Source organism: Mesobacillus sp. QJM3NY_10 (assembly GCF_056173465.1).
Window position 1 is genome coordinate 4,338,887 of sequence record NZ_CM149675.1, and the last position, 16,410, is coordinate 4,355,296.

Below are 16,410 nucleotides of genomic sequence, written 5' to 3' on the forward strand. Positions count from 1 at the left end.
TAAAGGGACTAGATTAGATAATAGAAAAGTCAAAATTATCCTTAAAGTTACTACCAGGGGTATGCTATAGTTAAATAGTACTACTCTAAAACAGAAAGGAGAAAGGCATGAAATTAAAAGCAGTAATTATTGGGTTTTTATTTTTCATTTTAACAACGATATTTCCCTCTCATGGTGAGGCTGCGGAAAGAATCAATGGGGCAGATCGTTTCAAAACGGCTGTAGAGATTTCCAAGAAAGGCTGGCACAGTGCTGAAAACATTGTTTTGGCAAATGGCTTGAATTTTCCGGACGCATTGTCAGGAGCACCTTTAGCCTATGCACTTGATGCACCAATCCTACTAGTCACTAAAGATACTATTCCACAAGCAACTTTAGATGAGATTATCAAATTGAAACCCAAAAATATTTACCTGTTAGGCGGTACAAGTGTAATCAGCCAAAATATAGCAAACCGTCTAGGAAAGGATTACAATGTTATCCGAGTGTCGGGCAGCAGCCGATATTCAACTGCGGCGGAAATAGGAAAGGAACTTAGGAAGAAAAGCACCCAGGATACTGCAGTGGTGGTATATGGACAGAATTATCCTGACGCTTTGGGCATAGGCGGGATTGCCTCTGAAAATGGATGGCCGATTCTTTTCACTGATTCAAATACTTTACATAATGATACAAAAAAGAGCCTTGCTGATTGGGGAATAAAAAAGGTCTTAGTTATTGGCGGAACAGGAGTTATAAAAAATACCGTCGCTGAAGAAATAGACAATATGGATATTTCAGTTGAGAGAATAGCAGGGTCAAACAGGATAGAAACTTCTATTAAAGTAGCAAAGAAGTTTTATCCTGCAACAAAAGGAGTAATCATATCTACAGGGTTTAATTTTCCTGATGCACTTTCAGGAGGACCTCTTGCGGGGAAACTTTGGCGCCCTATTATCCTTGTTAACCCTACTACTGCCTCAAAAGATGTACTGGGTTATCTAGAATCAAGCGGAGCAGAAGATGTAGCGATCCTCGGAGGGACCAATGCCGTTAAGGATAGTGTCAGGGACGAAATCTCATCTGTTATTAATCAAGAACCACAGCAGGATTCTACAAAGACGGGTTGAACACCTATGATCTATTTCAAATGCACACAGCTAGTGACTTAACCGCGGAACAACGTTTAAAAGCACATGAGGACTCAATGGCGCTTTATGAAAACAAGTATTATATTTTGCAATTAAACAGAGAGTTCGATAAGTATATCCAGGGAACATTTAGCTGGGATTACAGGAACAAAGATAACAGAAGTAACTTCCTGGCTTTCAGAAAGTCAAAATATTGGTACGATAATGCTTCTTTAACTAATGATAAGATTTATGACGTAATGCACCAAAAGGTTAAAGAACATCAATTAATCATTACCCCTTCCTTCAACTATAATATTGAGGATATTTTCATCCACCCAACACGTGGAGGATACGTCGTAAGCCAAATATTAAGTTTAAAGTATACTAGCGCCAATGGTTCCAGAATTGCTGGTTGGGAACCTGACACTTGGTATAGCGTCCGATATGAAGTGGAGTTTGATTATCCCGGCACCAGACCTAGTTGGCCGCTTTGGAATTACGGGGATTATGGGTGGTTAGCAGCTGGAAAGGGATATAGAATAGGAACTTTTAAATAATGTGTTTAACATTAAAAAAGTGCATCTGAAGTTAGATGCACTTTTTTAAAATTAAACAGCAGGAAGATTTGTAATATCACGCTTATTTGCTTGCTTCTTTATTTTAAATAGCGAATTCTAGCTTTATTCAAATAGTAAAGTTGATTGTTCTATGAATTGGACTATTTTTAGAAACTCATCAGGATTAGTATCAAACCATTCCTTACCTATTGCTGAATGTACCTTTTTATTTCTATAGATAAGTATATTATGGACAGCTTGCTCTAGAGCATGTGGGTTATGGGTTCTAATTATTACTGCAACTTTCGGTTTCTCTGGCAAGGCAGTGGATGCTTGTGAAATAATCCTTTGTAAAGGATCACTATTTGACTTTCCAATTTTACACGGCCAAGTAGCTTTTTCACGATTTTTTTGGTAACTTGGTAGGAAATATAAATAAACAGAACCATTTCCTTGTCCTAAGACAACTTCTGCATCATATTCTTCTTTATTCTCTTCTACCAAATCTACTTTATCATCTATCTCTTCAGGAACGATTGACGTGTCAATTACAATTGGCTGTCGTTCATCCTCAATTTGCCAATATCCCCTGATTGGATTATTTGCTAACCCATCTTTTTGTAGTTTCTCTAACGCCTTTTTTACCATTCTTGGTTTATCTAAAGCATTGGGTTCTCTCCCTCCTCTTTCAAGATGAACCTTTGTTATCTCATCTACTATCGTCTGCCTTGTTTCTAATTTCCCATTAAATAATTCTATTATAAGTTCCGTGCAAATATTCGGTGTAAGGGGCAACTTTTTATATTTATAATTTGTAGATTTCAAAATTATCCTCCAAAAATGTTTAATAGTGAATTTTAATATATAATTATATCCTTTTCTCTTCACAATTTTCTATTGTTATTATATGTCTTAATATATTCCAAGAATATAAATAGAGAAAAGGAACCTACACGCAGCTTAAAGTATGGAGTAATGAATTATTTTATAAGGGCACCGAAAAAACTGAGTGGTACAAAGAAAGGCTAGTCAGGTTAATATCATACCCTTGTAGATTATCAAATGAGGTTTATGTGACGCAATAACAATGTTAAATATTGTTAATATGACCATTTTGTTATAATATTTTGATATGTGCCTACTCCAAAATCTACAGGGGTTTGAAATTGAATGGTGACAGCAAAGGAGGCGGTTGTCTGGAATGATTAAAATAAATATAGACAGAGTTAGGAATGCCAGTTCGAGTCTTCATACAATTTCCTCGAAATTAGATCTACTTGAATCACAGCTGCTTTCTTTGAATAATGCTGTGGATCCTAGGATTAAAGCTCGTAAGGGTATTAGCTCTTCTATGTCGTTATCCAAACGAAGGGTGCTGGAATTGGAAACGCATGTGAGAGCACTTAAATCCTTTATTAACCTTTCGACGCAACAATACGAAAATGCAGAGAAAAATGTTGAGAAGCGAGCTCAACACATATTAAAAATCGACAGCGAAAGAGCTCGATCATCAGAATTTCACAAGATACCTGGTAATAAAAAAACTCCTGATAAGGTCAAATCCACCAATGCTGCTCGATGGGATCAAGGGTTAGCTGACTTTTTGACTCATAATGAAATTAACTTAATCCGAGATATGTTGGTCGAGTTGCCGTTATCTGGACTTCCTGCATATTATCATCTGCCAAAGTTCGTAGTTGACGGTAGATACTTAAAAGTTTTAAATAGTGAAACTTACCACGGTGGACACGGTTTAGCAAGAAGATATACAATTGAGAACATCAAAAATAACAAGTACCCTCATGCAACAAGACTTTACAAAGTCTCTAAGTGGGTCAAAGGGATCAATGTAGTATCGAAAGTCGCTCCTTGGCTTTCGGGTGGTGCGGAAGCATATAAAGAATTGACTACTGAAAAGAAAATATCCGTAGAAAGAAAGGTTAGCAATGCAGTGATTGCCGGCGGTGCCTCCGTTGGTGTTGGTGTTGCTGGTGCAAAAATCGGAGCAGCAGTCGGCACCTTTATCGCACCGGGAGTCGGAACGGTTGCTGGCGCAGTCATTGGTGCTGGTGTAGGTATCCTATCAGCTTATGTAGGGGATAAACTTCTCAAGGCTGAACTATGGGGCAGCGGAAAGAATAAGAAGTCGACATTGGGCGTTGTTCAGGATGTCGTAGGCGATGGAGTTGAAACTGTCGGAAATGCTGTAAAAGGCGCGGCCGAATGGGCAGGCGGTCTATTTAAGACTAAACCCAAGACAGGTGCGGTGGCTCCTGGATAGATGAGTAAAGGAGACCATAGGATGACATTTGATTTATCAACAACTGACATTGGCTTTTTATGCGTGATCATTGAGCAGCCATTTCCTCTTTTCATCGAAGACCCATTCGCAGACTATTCCCCTGAAAAAATGGAGAGAGAATGGATGAGTTTTTGCAAAAAATCCTTTTCAACAGGGTTATTGAAATTGAATGAAGAAGGAAATCCATATATAACAGACGATTTAATGAATCACCTGAAAAGAATTTTTACAGCAGAACAAGTCATTTCAGTTATAGAAGATGAAAAAATCCGAACTATTATATATACCGGTGAAAAAACCGAAAAGAATACTATGGTAAAGGCATATCCCAACTACTATTCATTATCCTTAGTCAATTCTCAAGGCTTCAACAGTGAATTGCAAGCTGCAACCACTGACTCGAATTATGAGATGAACCAATTGAATGAATTCCAATTGGAGATATCTCTTGCTGATTTTGAAAAATTATTAGAGATTTTCTCTGAACCAGGTACAGATGCTCTTTTCACATACTGCGAAAATCTGAATCTGCCTACAAAATCAATATCAACGGTTTTATCTGCGATTCACTCACAAAATACCACAGTTTATTTAACAGAGAACCTTCGTTATAGGGAAACGAAAATGACAGTAGTAGCAAATGATTCTGGTAAAATCAAAACAGCGACCACTGTCTATTCAGCTACAGGTGACAAGGTCATATTAAGAGAGACCCAGTTAGGCAACTTGCCTCGGTTGTTAACTAGTTAGAGAGGGGAATACAATGAAAACGGTTAAGACTCAGCCTGTCTATACAAACCCTAAAGAGATGCAAAAAAATATAAAGTTGGTGAATATAGCCTTCTTTATCATGACTATGTTTATATCACTAATAAATTTGCAGTATTTCTCTACCCTGCCAAATTGGTTGAATGTAAGTTTTATTATTTTACTAATCTCTTCGGTTACGCTCTTTGGCTATGGATTATCACTTTCCAAAAAATATAAAACCTGGATTAAGGCAGGTCGCTATTTATTCTTTTACCTCCTGGTCCTAAGCATCCAACTCTTCCTGACATCAAGTGCGATGTATACGATTGGAGTCAGGGACGGACTGATCATTGAGGAGGTAAACTACTCCCAGTTAACCCTTATCCTATATCTTGCAGGTGCTGTCATTCTGCTAATATTGTCTCTATTCATCTCTTCCCCAAAGTTAAGGAAATTGAATAGCAGCAAGGCCTATGTGATTGGATCTATTGTGGCTGTAGGGATTATTGCTCTAATGTTTGTAGCTTTAACACTAATAAGAGAAGCAACCTTTGCACATCCAGAAACCGTAAAGACATCTTATCAGTTCTTTATGGGATCAGTACTCGCACTTTTTCCAGCCACAGTATTAGGAATGAGTATGATACGCATTAAAAAGGAGAATTGGAATGATGAATAAATACTTGCCAATTGGCTCGGTAGTATTGCTTAATGGCGGAAAAAAGAGAATCATGATCTACGGAAGGCAGCAAAAGGAATTAAATTCCGACAAGGTATGGGATTATATCGCCTGCCTTTATCCAGAAGGCAATTTGAACGAAGAGTATATGTATCTCTTCAATCATGACCAAATCGAAAAAATCTTCTTCATCGGCTTCCAGGATGAAGAGGAGATAGAGTTTGTGAATGAAGCTTTAAAATTAAAAGAAGCATAAAGAAGCATAGGGACGTACCTTTTGCTTCTCCCTCTTATGCTTCAATTATTCATCCATTCGCTCACTCTCAGCTTCCCCGCTCCTCCATGGCTTCGTCTGTTATATGTTTGTCACCTTCAGATTGGCGATTGTCCAAGCGAGGCGGATTATTTTTATTTGCACTCTGTTGTTGAGGCAATGCTTTCTGAATAGATTTTGCAAATGCCCCTGCTGGTCACTTGTCAGGAGGGGTCTGGAAATTAGTTGCTCGAAAGGTACGCTGCCATTGTATATCTCTTTTCCATATCGTTCATTGGCGTTCTGTTTTTCCGAACATGTACAATAATGGCTGTCTGGACCGAGGTATCCGCCAGGACAGGGGTTCATGGCTGCGGTGGCGGAACGAATCCTAAACCAGGGGAAGTCTCCCTTGCCCATCACGGCGTACTATTTCTTGATGAATTTTCGAAGGTGACTTTAGATTTGCTTAGGCAGCCATTGGAAAACGAAAAAGGAAGCATCAGCCGGATCCATTCAACTGTAACCTATCCTGCAACATGACACGATAACCCTCAAGGCCCTTCAATCCGATACTTGTCACTTTCGCGGACAATAGCCTTTCCTCCATATCATTTCATATTTTTTTCTAACAAGTTCATTAGGGATTTTGATAAATTGAGAAGTTAATAGAATGAGGAATTAAACAGAAGTTATATCTTACATAGTGAAACTAAACTTTAAATACCAAACTGGGCGGGATTCCTAAGATCCTTGCAGCCTGGCGCTGGGTCAAACCATCAATGCCCTTGATTTCCCTCAGGACAATGTCACGCTCAAATTTAGGAAGGCTCTTCACGTGAGCAATTTCCCTCGTACCGAGAATTCTCTTAATCTCCAACCTGGCCTCCTCATCCGGCAGCCTCCTGTGTCTGTACGGTCGTTCATCAAGACACTCATCCCGGTTCGTCCTCTCATTGAATTCCCTGAACCTCTCCCTCGCAATGGAGAAGTCATCCGAAAACATTCTGAAAACCTTACTGCGCTCAAGTAAATCTCCCGGGAAACAGTATTCGCCATAATAAGCGGCACAACTGCTCCATCGCCATTCATCCACCTTTGCCACCATCCCTGCTTTTACAGGATTCTGGTGGATGTATCTGACAACAGTGAGGAAGTACGTATCATTTTCAACAATTTCACTATTGAACCTGTTCTGGAAAACATGGCCCGAGGTCCGATATTTCCAGTTATAATATACCGCATAGCTCACACCGATCCGTTTCATCGTAGAGCTGATGCTCTCCTCCCCCTCTTTTAATAAAACATGGATATGGTTGGACATTAAACACCAAGCATACACCTTCAACTCAACCTTTTTCTTATATTTCTTTAAAACTTCAAGAAACCGCCTACGGTCCTCATCATCATGAAAAATATCCTGACGGTTCACTCCCCGAAACATGACATGATAAATACCACTAGCACTTTTCATCCTAGCCTTACGAGACATCCGATCACCACACGATATGAATTTTTTTAGAAAGGTTATGAAATATAGTTGTTTATAGAGGTTAATTACTAAAATAAGAGGAATGGAGTAGAATCGACTGGAGTTACAATTTCATCATATAACATTCAGAAAAATCTTTCATTATATATAATAGAGATTGAAAAGATTTCACCTTCCTGTCAAAATTCGAAGCAAAGGATCCAGTAGCATGGATTTTTCGCCACACGAAAGAAGCAAAAGGTACGTCCCTTTGCTTCTAGGTACGTCCCTTTGCTTCATCTTTGCTTCGTCACTCAGCCACATAATACTCCACCGTTCCATCGAACGACGGGATTTGTTTATTAGTTATAAGCGTGCACTCTTTCAATTCAAATGCCTTACATAATGTACTTTTATTGAATTTTGAGCTATCAGCCAGAACGTAGCATCTATTCGAATTAGAGTTTACAATGGTTTTCTTGCTGGCTTCACGGAAGTCAGGTGTGTTGATGCCTACTTCCTGGCCGAATCCGCTGGTTCCTAAAAAGGATCTGTCGAAATTCATGCTTCTTAAAGAGGCATCGGTCATTGGACCAGATATTGAGTCAAGACTCTTGTTCACTTCGCCGCCGACGATGATGCAGCTTTCGATTCCGTTTCCGTTTATTTCATTCAATACCTGAATATTCGAGGTAACAACCCGTACTCCTTTGGCCTTAATATACTTAACCATGGCAGAACAAGTGGTACCCGAGTCGATATAGATGACTTCCTCATCCTCTACGAGTGAAGCAGCATATTTAGCGATTTTTTCTTTGTCCTCTTTGAAAAGGAGTTTCTTTGTCCCCACCGGGATCTCATATGCATCGAGCTTCAGTTTGACCGCTCCGCCCCTAAGCAGGACGATATAATTTTCGTCCTCCAGGGTTTTGAGATCCCTGCGGATTGTGGATTCTGACACTCCATCAAAGATTTTCAAGAAATCTTCTATATACATGATTTTTTTGTTTTCGAGCTCATCCATGATTTTTTCGCGTCTAACATATGGAATCATAATTCAAACCCTCTATAACTAATTATTTATACTTTCAAGTACTTCACTCAAAGTAGGCATCGCATTTTGTGCTCCGATTTTCATGACGGTTCTTGAGCTTACTAGCGACGAAAATGCACCTATTTCTTCAGGTGACTTGTTTTGGATTAGAGAATAGGCCAGTGCACCTACGTATGAATCACCAGCACCAGTAGTCTCGACAGCAACCACCTTTTCAGATGGAATCCTGTATAGTTTACTTCCTGAATATAAAATACTGCCTTTTTCCCCGAGAGTAATGACTAACAAATCATTTGCATATGGCGCCAATTTTTCACAGACAGCTTCCGCATCCTCCACAGTAGCAACCTTGGTTCCGGCATAAAAGCTAGCCTCTGTTTCATTGACAACCAGGCAATCAACCATTTTCAAATATTCTACCTCAAGTTCACTTGCCGGGGCCGCATTCAAGATTACATAACAGTCATGCTTCTTGGCAAGCTTTATTGTATATTCTACAACCTCTTTCGGTACTTCCATTTGCAAGACGACAATCTTGCTTCTCCGCAGGACTTCTTCAGATCGATCGATGTCCTCTCGAGTAAGATGATAATTCGCCCCTTTGGAGATAGTGGCGATAACGCTTCCATTTTCAAGCGCATTGACTACGCCAAGTCCTGTGTTGGAATTCACTGCTGCAACATGGTCAAGATTTACTCCATAGCTAGACAGATTACGCAGCATTTCCTTTCCAAACGCATCATTGCCCACTTTGCCAACCATATAAGTCTCCAAGCCTAGTTTAGCGCACTGGACTGCCTGATTGGCGCCCTTTCCCCCTCCGCAAAAAGAAACACTATCGGCTGAGTATGTTTCTCCTATTTCCGGAAGCCGCTTCTGTTTGAAGATAATGTCGTAGTTGATACTTCCTACTACGGCAACTGTGTCATTTTTCATAATCAATTACCAACTCCTCACGCTATTTTCTTTTTGGTAAAATTGATTTTTTTGACTTGATCCTGGATAACTTCGAAATAAGCAGCTATCACTATTATCGCACCTGTTGCAATATATTGCCAAAAAGTATCGACACCAACAACAACCAGACCAACCTTCAAGGTAGATAATAAAATAGCGCCAAGCAGCGTTCCGATCATTGTTCCTCTTCCACCCGCAAGACTTGCTCCACCAATCGCCGCTGCGGCAATCGCATTCAATTCATACGTTTGGCCGGCAGCCGGTTCCCCGGAACCTAACCGAGCCAATAAAACCATTCCTGCAAGTGCTGCGCCAGTTCCTGAAATAGCATAAGCAAGCATCTTACTTCTATTGACATTCACACCTGATAAAATAGTAGCTTCTTCATTACCGCCGATCGCATAAATATAAGTTCCAAGTTTAGTATATTTAAGAATGACATGACCTACAACAGCAAAGGCTAATAAGACAAAAATTGAAATCGGAATCGAGCCAAATAATTTCGAGTTGAAAATGCTGCGGAAATTAGAAGGAATATCTAATACCGGCCATCCTCCAGTAATGATGTAGGCGATTCCTCTATACGCACTCATTGTACCAAGAGTAGCGATAAATGGCTGAAGTTTTAACTTAGAGATTAATAGACCATTGAACAAACCTAGTAAAAATCCCAGCACGATGCCGCACACGATTGCTACAATAGGATCGACACCCCTTACCAGCAAATCACCGACAACGACAATGACAATCGCGAAAATTGAACCTACAGAAAGGTCAATCCCGCCTGTAATAATGGCATATGTAATACCAAGGGCGAGAAGGCCATTGATAACGCTCTGGTCCATGATGTCTAACAGGTTTCCGGTACTTAAATAGACCGGCTGGATGATTGAAAACACAATAACCATTATAAAAATAGCAACTATTAAGCTGAATTCTCGATTGAAACCTGCTGATTTTAGTTTCATTGTTTTACCCCCATAGCATACTGAAGAATATCCTCTTCTGTCAGGTTTTCGTTGATATATTCTTTTACTTTTCTGCCTTCGCGCATCACAATGATTCTGTCGCTTAAGCCAAGTACCTCAGGCAATTCAGAGGAAACGACGATAATCGATTTACCCAGTTCGAGCAGTTCCTCGAGAACACGGTAGATCTCAGCCTTCGCCCCGACATCGACCCCTTTGGTTGGTTCATCAAGGATCAGTATCTCCGCATCTGATGATAGCCATTTAGCGATTACCACCTTTTGCTGATTGCCGCCGCTCAGGTTTACAGTCATATAATGCGGATCTCTTGGCCGAAAATTAATTTCTTCGGCGTACTGGTTGCAGTTATCAGTTTTCTTTTTATGATTTAACAGGCCATACTGAGTGAACTTCTCCATCTTGGTAAGACCAACATTATTTGCATTGTCAAAATACTTTATAAAACCTTCTGTTTTACGGTTTTCCGGTATGAGCCCTATTCCCAGCTTCACTGCATGTTCCGGTGAATTAATTTCGACTGGCTGGCCATTTATTTTGATCATTCCTCCAGATTTTCGCATTGCTCCAAAAATCGTTTTTACTACGTCCGTCCTCTTGGCTCCGACTAAGCCCGTAAATCCCAGTATTTCACCCTTTTTAAGATGAAAGCTTACATCTTCGAAGACACCATTCACAGATAATTTCTCTACTTCTAAAACTTTTTCATCCGTTAATTCAAGCTTTTTGTTCCTGACCGCGTAAGCAGATACGTCACGGCCAACCATCTTCTTTATTAACTCTTCTCTGTTAATATCACTTATATTGAAAGTGTCAATATGCTTGCCATCCCTCAGGACCGTTGCCCGGTCGCATATTTCAAAAACTTCATCCAGACGATGACTTACGTATAAAATGGTGATTCCGTTCTTCTTCAATTCCCTGATAATAGAAAACAGTGTACCCACTTCCTGATTCGTGAGTGAAGCAGATGGCTCATCGAATGAAATCACCTGGGCGTTATGGTATAAACCTTTTGCGATGGCGATCATCTGCATTTCCCCGGTGCTCAGTGTTCCCGCAAGATCTTCACTCCTAAAGTTGCAATTCATTTTTTCGAGGATAGCATTCGCTTTCTTATGGAGTGTTTTATAATCGATGAACATCCCTTTACGAGGCTCATTTCCAAGGGTGATATTCTGGCCAACAGTCAATTCTGGTATTAAACTGACTTCCTGATGGACTTTTGAGATTCCATCCTTGATTGCCTCATTAGCATTCTTATACGAAACAGCTGTCCCTCGGATTTCCACAGTCCCTTCATACTCTGAGTTAACGCCATGGAGGATATTCAGCAGTGTTGATTTCCCCGCTCCATTCTCACCTAACAGTGCATGGACCTCTCCTTTTTCGATGCTAAAGCTAACATTGTCCAAAGCTTTAACTCCAGGGAAAACCTTTGAAATACTTTTAAAGTTAATGATATTGTCTTTTTGATTTCCCATGATTGATTCCCCTTTTTTAAAAACTATAGCCGAATCATTTGATCCGACTATAGTTCTAAACAAATTAAGGTTGTAGCTTATCCATTACTTGGCGATTTCCGGATCTGTCCATTTGATGATATCTTCAGCTGAAGTTTCAACATTCGTGCTGTCAATCAAGGCTTGCGGCGTCCAAATTACCCTTGGCAGCTTCTGTCCGCCCAATTGGCGAATCGCCATTTCGACCGCAATCTGTCCTTTATATAGTGGGAAAGAGTCGATTGTAGCATCCATTTCGCCTTTACGGATCGAATCATAGGCTTCACCAATACCATCTACACCTACAACCAGGATATCCCTGCCAGATTCATTCACAGCCTCCTGTGCCCCTAATGCCATTGTGTCGTTATTCGCAAAGATTGCATCCAGGTCAGAGTGCTTCTTAATCCATGTTGCGGCAATATCCTTTGCCTTAGAGCGATCCCAGTCAGCGTTTTGCTTTTCTGCAATTTCGATATCAGGAGCATTTTCCTTCATCCAATTTTCAAAGCCCAGCGTTCTCTGTCTTGCTGCAAATGCCTTAGGCATCCCTACGATAATGGCAACCTTCCCTTTACCGTCTATCTTTTCGGAAATCCACTCAGCCAGCAATTCTCCGTTTTGGTCTGCTTTCGGTCCAACGAAATTAGGTGCTTCCTTGATGATTCCATCATTGACATTGATGACCGGAATATCCGCTTCCAATGCACTCTCTACACCTGGTACTAGGTTGCTGTCTGAAATTGGGGATAGAAGCAAAGCAGTATATTTTTTATTGATCATGTCTTTTACAATTGATAATTGGCCTTCTTCGTCTGATTCACCTTGTGGCGATTTCATATCGACGGTCAGGTTATATCCTTTATCGCTGAATTTTTCGGCACCTGTTTCCATACCTTCTTTCAGCGTTCTCCAGTATTCATTTTCAAAAGCCTTCGCCACCCCGCCAAGCTTGAGTTCATCTGAAACCATTGGTACAGCACCAAGGCTGTCTCTTACCTCTTCGTATGTCTTGCCGTCTGCATTATCAGGGTTGAATGATTTATCGCTGCTGCTCTCACCACCACCAGTGCTACTGCTGCTGCATCCAGTAATCAGCAAAGACATCGCAAGAGCACTTGTTACCAACAATTTTTTACTGCTTTTCTTCATCTCAATTCCTCCCATTTTTAAGCTTAGATATTTTAATAGATACTACCCACTTCTTTATCTCAAGCATTGGTAAAATAGTTCGTTAACGGCTACAGCGTCATTTTTAGCGATGGTTTCTTGAATGGATTCAAGACCGATGTCATCAATCAAATCACTTAGCTTTTTAATCACCTTTACATTCTGGCGAATTTCAGCAATCGGTTCCTCCCTTACCGGGAATGTATCGAAATAGATGACGCCCTGGTAGTTGTACTTCTTCAGATAGTAGATGAACTCCAGTGTTTGCATGAATGAAACAGTTCCAACCATGAGGCCATCATCGTGTGTACCATAGCCATCATTGATGTGGACACCGAACAGTTTGCCTCGATCAGCAGCCAAGCTTAAACCGTATGCCGGGTTTTCCCGCTTCATCAACATATGGCAATAATCCACTGTGACACCTGCATTTTCACGATTGACTTCATTGACCATTAATAGTGTAGTCCCGATGCTGTCTATTAAAGCGTAAGATCTTTCCTGATACGGTTTGTACTCGATGCTGATTTTCAGGTCCGGAGCGTAATCCGCCAGATCGGAAACGTATTCTTTCACCTGTTTCCACGCCTTCTGGTAATCACTTTGGAATGGGTAATCAAATCCATCAAATCCTAACCAAAGTGTTATAACCTCTCCGCCCAGCTCCCGGCAGGCATCAGCAGCTTCCTTGCATAATACATAAGCATCTTCTGCGATCGACTGGTTGCTGTTGCCCAATTCCCCGTTAATAAAGTGCTTCCTGAATCTTAATGCCAGCCCGTTTACTTCCAGGTTTGTTTGTTTAAGAGTTTCTAAGATTTCACTTACTGAGTACTGAGAAAAATGCTCTGGATAATTTAAATCCACGTGTGTAATGCCTGAAATTTCAGATATTTCTTTCAATGCTTCTTTTATGTCTCCGTTGACTGTGGGCAGGATTGAATTGATCCTAGTTGCGAGTTTCATTATGAACCCCCTATGTAATTTCGACTTCGTAATGTAAATTTAACACCTCAAGAAACCGTTTACAATAGTTTTTTTCATTATTTTTCAATTTTTTTTATTATTTTTCATATATTTTCATTTTTGTTCATAAATTAATTTCCTAAGATTATACTTATAAAACCCTACTAAAAAAGGCATTTCCCCTGAAGGAAATACCTTTAATAGAATGTAAACTTTTGCGCTAGCTCTACAGCCTGTCAAAATTCCAGCAAAGCATCCAGAAGGATGATTTTTCGCAACACGAAAGAAGCAAAAGGTACGTCCCTACGCTTCCGAAAGAAGCAAAAGGTACGTCCCTACGCTTCATCCACTTTACCTCTTCGGAGCAAGTTCAACCGCCTGTTTCATAGCCTCAATCAAGCTCTTTTCGTCGGCAATGCCTTTACCAGCGATATCAAATGCTGTACCGTGATCGACGCTTGTTCGGATGATTGGCAATCCAACCGTGATGTTGACGCCAGCATCCAAGCCTAAAACCTTAACCGGCCCGTGACCCTGGTCGTGGTACATCGCGACGACAATGTCAAAGTCTCCGCGGACGGCACGGAAGAATAGTGTATCAGCCGGGAGAGGGCCAACCGCATCAATTCCTTCTCCTTGAGCTTTTTCAACACCCGGAACAACCTTCTCATCTTCTTCACCATAACCGAATAATCCATTTTCACCAGCGTGCGGATTGATACCGCAAACGGCAATTTTCGGAGCTTCAATTCCTGCTTTGCGCAATGTATCATGTGCAAGCTTGATGACATGGTAGACACGTTCTGGATTAATCATTTTAACTGCATCGATGATTCCTACATGCGTCGTAACATGGATTACACGCAGGTTAGGAGCAGAAAGCATCATTGAATAATCCTGTGTTCCGGTAAGGTCCGCAAGAATTTCAGTATGGCCAGGATATTTGTGACCACCCTTCTGCAGCGCTTCTTTATTCAAAGGAGCAGTACAGATCGCATCAATCTTCTGTTCATTGGCAAGCTCGATTGCTGTACGTAAGTATTCAAAAGCTGCATGTCCAGCATCGGGAGAAACTTCCCCGACTGGAAGGTCAGCAGGCAGAAGATTCAAGTCCAGGCAATGTACTGTCCCAAGCTTATATTCAATCTCTCCTAGCCCTTCGGCAGTAACGGCCTGGATTTCCAATTCACTTCCGACAAAGCTTTTGGCACGTTCAAGAATCTTGCTGTCACCGATGACAAAAGGATTGCTGATGTTATAGATTTCTTCATTTGCAAGCGTCTTTAAAATGATTTCCGGGCCGACACCTGCTGCGTCACCCATAGTTATACCGACCACTGGTTTAGTTTGTTTCATATTGTCCAACCTTTCCTGTCATGTATTCCACTGCTTTTACAAGCGAGCCTTCGTTTCCGAAGCCACCAGCCTTTGTAATTGCCCAGAAGTCCTTTTCCCCGCTCCTGATCCTGCCAAACGGCAGTCCGGATTCAACCTCAGAGTGGAGTTCCATTTCATTCACACCTAATTCACCACAAACGGCTTTCGCAGTGTCACCACCTGTTAAAACAAGCCCGCCGATATTCTGGACCTGTTGCAGGAAAGCTTTAGCAGCCTTCGCCAGTCCGGAGGCAATTGCTTCACTCACCTGGTTGCTGTTATAGCCCAATCTGTCGCCAGCTTCACGCGCAGCCACTCGGTTTGCTTCGGAAGAATCAACATAAAGGACATAATGACTGGCTTTTTCGTTTACTGCTAAGCTACTCGCCTGAAGTGTATCTTCAACCAATTGAACTGGATTTATTTCTATAAACTCAACTTCCTTTAAACCCTTCAAGCTCTCAAGCTGTTTTTTCGTCACCTGAGAAAGGCTCCCGGATACGGTAAGAGTCCGATCGATCGAGGTTTTTTTCATATTTTGTCCTGACTGAGGGAAAATCGCCAATTCAGCAGGAAGATACTCAATTAAACCGCCAGACCCTGCCCAAACAATCCTTTTGCCCAACTTCGCGAAAAATGCCACGATTGCCTTTAGGTCGTCTTCTGTCTCGCTGTCACAAACGAACCACGATTGTCCGCCCTCTATTGATTTTTCAACAAATGCCGCTAACTGTTTCTCTGTTCCACGAATCAAATCAAGGTCAATCAATGATATATCTTCAGCCACATTTTTCATCAGCAAATCTGGGATAAATCCTTCTGTAACTGGAGTCTTCGGATCGCGCCCAAACTCCGTTTCCGTAATCAGTGTGCCATTCACATAATGAAGTCCTTTGACTGTGGTCCTGTTCACCTTCGGAAAGGCTGGCACAATCACAACTGCCTCAGGCTTATAAACGCTGACGGCTGCAGCAATTTCAACCGCTACATTTCCCCGTAACGTAGAATCGATTTTCTTGTAAACATGTGAGTACCCATGCTGAAAAAGAAGAGAAGCAGCTTTAACAACTGCTTCATGTGCTTTTTCCCCAGGAACTGCCCGGCTGTCAGTATCGACAACCAGAACATCAGGGGTTGAGCCTGCTTCTTTAATACCTTCTAGATTGAACACTACGGTTGAAGAAAATCCTTTTTTCGCCAATTGAACACCTGAGTCATTGGCACCTGTTAAATCGTCTGCGATGATTCCGATTTTTTCACCCATATGAACACAC

Annotated in this window: 17 protein-coding genes and 1 pseudogene; 7 read left to right on the forward strand and 11 right to left on the reverse strand. The window is 41.1% G+C overall.

The features are described from left to right. Positions 1-107 precede the first annotated feature (107 nt). Positions 108-1,109 carry a cell wall-binding repeat-containing protein gene (locus AC0VX7_RS21810; protein ID WP_475425887.1) on the forward strand — a complete coding sequence of 334 codons (1,002 nt, stop codon included), beginning with the start codon at positions 108-110 and terminating at the stop codon, positions 1,107-1,109. Between the two features lie 77 nt (positions 1,110-1,186). Continuing rightward, positions 1,187-1,669 (forward strand): hypothetical protein, encoded by a 483-nt coding sequence (locus tag AC0VX7_RS21815; protein ID WP_475425888.1) that lies wholly within the window; start codon positions 1,187-1,189, stop codon positions 1,667-1,669. Between the two features lie 123 nt (positions 1,670-1,792). Here the strand turns inward: AC0VX7_RS21815 and AC0VX7_RS21820 are convergent, their stop codons facing one another. Next, positions 1,793-2,494, reverse strand: a complete 702-nt coding sequence (locus tag AC0VX7_RS21820; RefSeq protein WP_475425889.1) for a GIY-YIG nuclease family protein — start codon at positions 2,492-2,494, stop codon at positions 1,793-1,795. Between the two features lie 556 nt (positions 2,495-3,050). Here AC0VX7_RS21820 and AC0VX7_RS21825 point away from each other — a divergent pair. Genes AC0VX7_RS21825 through AC0VX7_RS21840 form a run of 4 tightly spaced genes read left to right on the forward strand, consistent with a single transcriptional unit; the run spans position 3,051 to position 5,656 of the window. After that, positions 3,051-3,950, forward strand: a complete 900-nt coding sequence (locus AC0VX7_RS21825) for a bacteriocin class II family protein (protein ID WP_475425890.1) — start codon at positions 3,051-3,053, stop codon at positions 3,948-3,950. Positions 3,951-3,971: 21 nt separating this feature from the next. Continuing rightward, positions 3,972-4,721 (forward strand): hypothetical protein, encoded by a 750-nt coding sequence (locus AC0VX7_RS21830; protein ID WP_475425891.1) that lies wholly within the window; start codon positions 3,972-3,974, stop codon positions 4,719-4,721. A gap of 13 nt (positions 4,722-4,734) precedes the next feature. After that, entirely contained in the window at positions 4,735-5,400 is a 666-nt protein-coding gene (locus AC0VX7_RS21835; RefSeq protein ID WP_475425892.1) for a hypothetical protein, read from the forward strand. Further along, on the forward strand, positions 5,390-5,656 hold the full coding sequence (locus AC0VX7_RS21840; protein WP_475425893.1) for a DUF4176 domain-containing protein: 267 nt from the start codon (positions 5,390-5,392) through the stop codon (positions 5,654-5,656). Before AC0VX7_RS21835 ends, AC0VX7_RS21840 begins: the two co-directional genes overlap by 11 nt. Positions 5,657-5,755: 99 nt before the next feature. On the opposite strand, the gene AC0VX7_RS21845 is transcribed toward AC0VX7_RS21840, so the two are convergent. Further along, positions 5,756-6,073, reverse strand: a complete 318-nt coding sequence (locus AC0VX7_RS21845) for a magnesium chelatase subunit ChlI family protein (RefSeq protein ID WP_475425894.1) — start codon at positions 6,071-6,073, stop codon at positions 5,756-5,758. Here AC0VX7_RS21845 and AC0VX7_RS21850 point away from each other — a divergent pair. Beyond that, positions 6,029-6,190, forward strand: a pseudogene (locus AC0VX7_RS21850) (ATP-binding protein); the annotation flags it as partial. The gene AC0VX7_RS21845 and the pseudogene AC0VX7_RS21850 overlap by 45 nt on opposite strands. Before the next feature lie 175 nt (positions 6,191-6,365). On the opposite strand, the gene AC0VX7_RS21855 reads toward AC0VX7_RS21850, so the two are convergent. The 9 genes from AC0VX7_RS21855 to AC0VX7_RS21895 form a co-directional block, all read right to left on the reverse strand. Then, positions 6,366-7,145 carry an REP-associated tyrosine transposase gene (locus AC0VX7_RS21855; RefSeq protein WP_475425895.1) on the reverse strand — a complete coding sequence of 260 codons (780 nt, stop codon included), beginning with the start codon at positions 7,143-7,145 and terminating at the stop codon, positions 6,366-6,368. A 289-nt stretch (positions 7,146-7,434) separates the two neighbouring features. Beyond that, positions 7,435-8,178: a DeoR/GlpR family DNA-binding transcription regulator gene (locus AC0VX7_RS21860; RefSeq protein ID WP_475425896.1), complete on the reverse strand. Its 744-nt coding sequence runs from the start codon at positions 8,176-8,178 to the stop codon at positions 7,435-7,437. 18 nt (positions 8,179-8,196) lie between these two features. Then, positions 8,197-9,114 carry a ribokinase gene (locus AC0VX7_RS21865; protein ID WP_475428220.1) on the reverse strand — a complete coding sequence of 306 codons (918 nt, stop codon included), beginning with the start codon at positions 9,112-9,114 and terminating at the stop codon, positions 8,197-8,199. 17 nt (positions 9,115-9,131) lie between these two features. Then, positions 9,132-10,103 carry an ABC transporter permease gene (locus AC0VX7_RS21870; protein WP_475425897.1) on the reverse strand — a complete coding sequence of 324 codons (972 nt, stop codon included), beginning with the start codon at positions 10,101-10,103 and terminating at the stop codon, positions 9,132-9,134. Next, positions 10,100-11,605 (reverse strand): sugar ABC transporter ATP-binding protein, encoded by a 1,506-nt coding sequence (locus AC0VX7_RS21875; protein ID WP_475425898.1) that lies wholly within the window; start codon positions 11,603-11,605, stop codon positions 10,100-10,102. The genes AC0VX7_RS21870 and AC0VX7_RS21875 overlap by 4 nt, the downstream gene beginning before the upstream one ends. Positions 11,606-11,689: 84 nt before the next feature. Further along, positions 11,690-12,775 carry a sugar ABC transporter substrate-binding protein gene (locus AC0VX7_RS21880; RefSeq protein WP_475425899.1) on the reverse strand — a complete coding sequence of 362 codons (1,086 nt, stop codon included), beginning with the start codon at positions 12,773-12,775 and terminating at the stop codon, positions 11,690-11,692. A 54-nt stretch (positions 12,776-12,829) separates the two neighbouring features. After that, entirely contained in the window at positions 12,830-13,759 is a 930-nt protein-coding gene (locus AC0VX7_RS21885; protein WP_475425900.1) for a sugar phosphate isomerase/epimerase family protein, read from the reverse strand. A gap of 351 nt (positions 13,760-14,110) precedes the next feature. After that, entirely contained in the window at positions 14,111-15,115 is a 1,005-nt protein-coding gene (gene pdxA / locus AC0VX7_RS21890) for a 4-hydroxythreonine-4-phosphate dehydrogenase PdxA (RefSeq protein WP_475425901.1), read from the reverse strand. Next, positions 15,102-16,400 (reverse strand): four-carbon acid sugar kinase family protein, encoded by a 1,299-nt coding sequence (locus tag AC0VX7_RS21895; protein WP_475425902.1) that lies wholly within the window; start codon positions 16,398-16,400, stop codon positions 15,102-15,104. Before AC0VX7_RS21895 ends, pdxA begins: the two co-directional genes overlap by 14 nt. Between the last annotated feature and the right edge of the window lie 10 nt (positions 16,401-16,410).

What these genes read in the sequence shown, in the direction of transcription:
- AC0VX7_RS21810 (WP_475425887.1), top strand. Translation starts at nt 108, where the DNA reads ATGAAATTAAAAGCAGTAATTATTGGGTTTTTATTTTTCATTTTAACA.
- AC0VX7_RS21830 (WP_475425891.1), top strand. Translation starts at nt 3,972, where the DNA reads ATGACATTTGATTTATCAACAACTGACATTGGCTTTTTATGCGTGATC.
- AC0VX7_RS21855 (WP_475425895.1), bottom strand. Translation starts at nt 7,145, where the DNA reads ATGTCTCGTAAGGCTAGGATGAAAAGTGCTAGTGGTATTTATCATGTC.
- AC0VX7_RS21895 (WP_475425902.1), bottom strand. Translation starts at nt 16,400, where the DNA reads ATGGGTGAAAAAATCGGAATCATCGCAGACGATTTAACAGGTGCCAAT.
- pdxA (WP_475425901.1), bottom strand. Translation starts at nt 15,115, where the DNA reads ATGAAACAAACTAAACCAGTGGTCGGTATAACTATGGGTGACGCAGCA.
- AC0VX7_RS21840 (WP_475425893.1), top strand. Translation starts at nt 5,390, where the DNA reads ATGATGAATAAATACTTGCCAATTGGCTCGGTAGTATTGCTTAATGGC.
- AC0VX7_RS21875 (WP_475425898.1), bottom strand. Translation starts at nt 11,605, where the DNA reads ATGGGAAATCAAAAAGACAATATCATTAACTTTAAAAGTATTTCAAAG.
- AC0VX7_RS21880 (WP_475425899.1), bottom strand. Translation starts at nt 12,775, where the DNA reads ATGAAGAAAAGCAGTAAAAAATTGTTGGTAACAAGTGCTCTTGCGATG.
- AC0VX7_RS21845 (WP_475425894.1), bottom strand. Translation starts at nt 6,073, where the DNA reads ATGGGCAAGGGAGACTTCCCCTGGTTTAGGATTCGTTCCGCCACCGCA.
- AC0VX7_RS21870 (WP_475425897.1), bottom strand. Translation starts at nt 10,103, where the DNA reads ATGAAACTAAAATCAGCAGGTTTCAATCGAGAATTCAGCTTAATAGTT.
- AC0VX7_RS21835 (WP_475425892.1), top strand. Translation starts at nt 4,735, where the DNA reads ATGAAAACGGTTAAGACTCAGCCTGTCTATACAAACCCTAAAGAGATG.
- AC0VX7_RS21865 (WP_475428220.1), bottom strand. Translation starts at nt 9,114, where the DNA reads ATGAAAAATGACACAGTTGCCGTAGTAGGAAGTATCAACTACGACATT.
- AC0VX7_RS21860 (WP_475425896.1), bottom strand. Translation starts at nt 8,178, where the DNA reads ATGATTCCATATGTTAGACGCGAAAAAATCATGGATGAGCTCGAAAAC.
- AC0VX7_RS21885 (WP_475425900.1), bottom strand. Translation starts at nt 13,759, where the DNA reads ATGAAACTCGCAACTAGGATCAATTCAATCCTGCCCACAGTCAACGGA.
- AC0VX7_RS21815 (WP_475425888.1), top strand. Translation starts at nt 1,187, where the DNA reads ATGGCGCTTTATGAAAACAAGTATTATATTTTGCAATTAAACAGAGAG.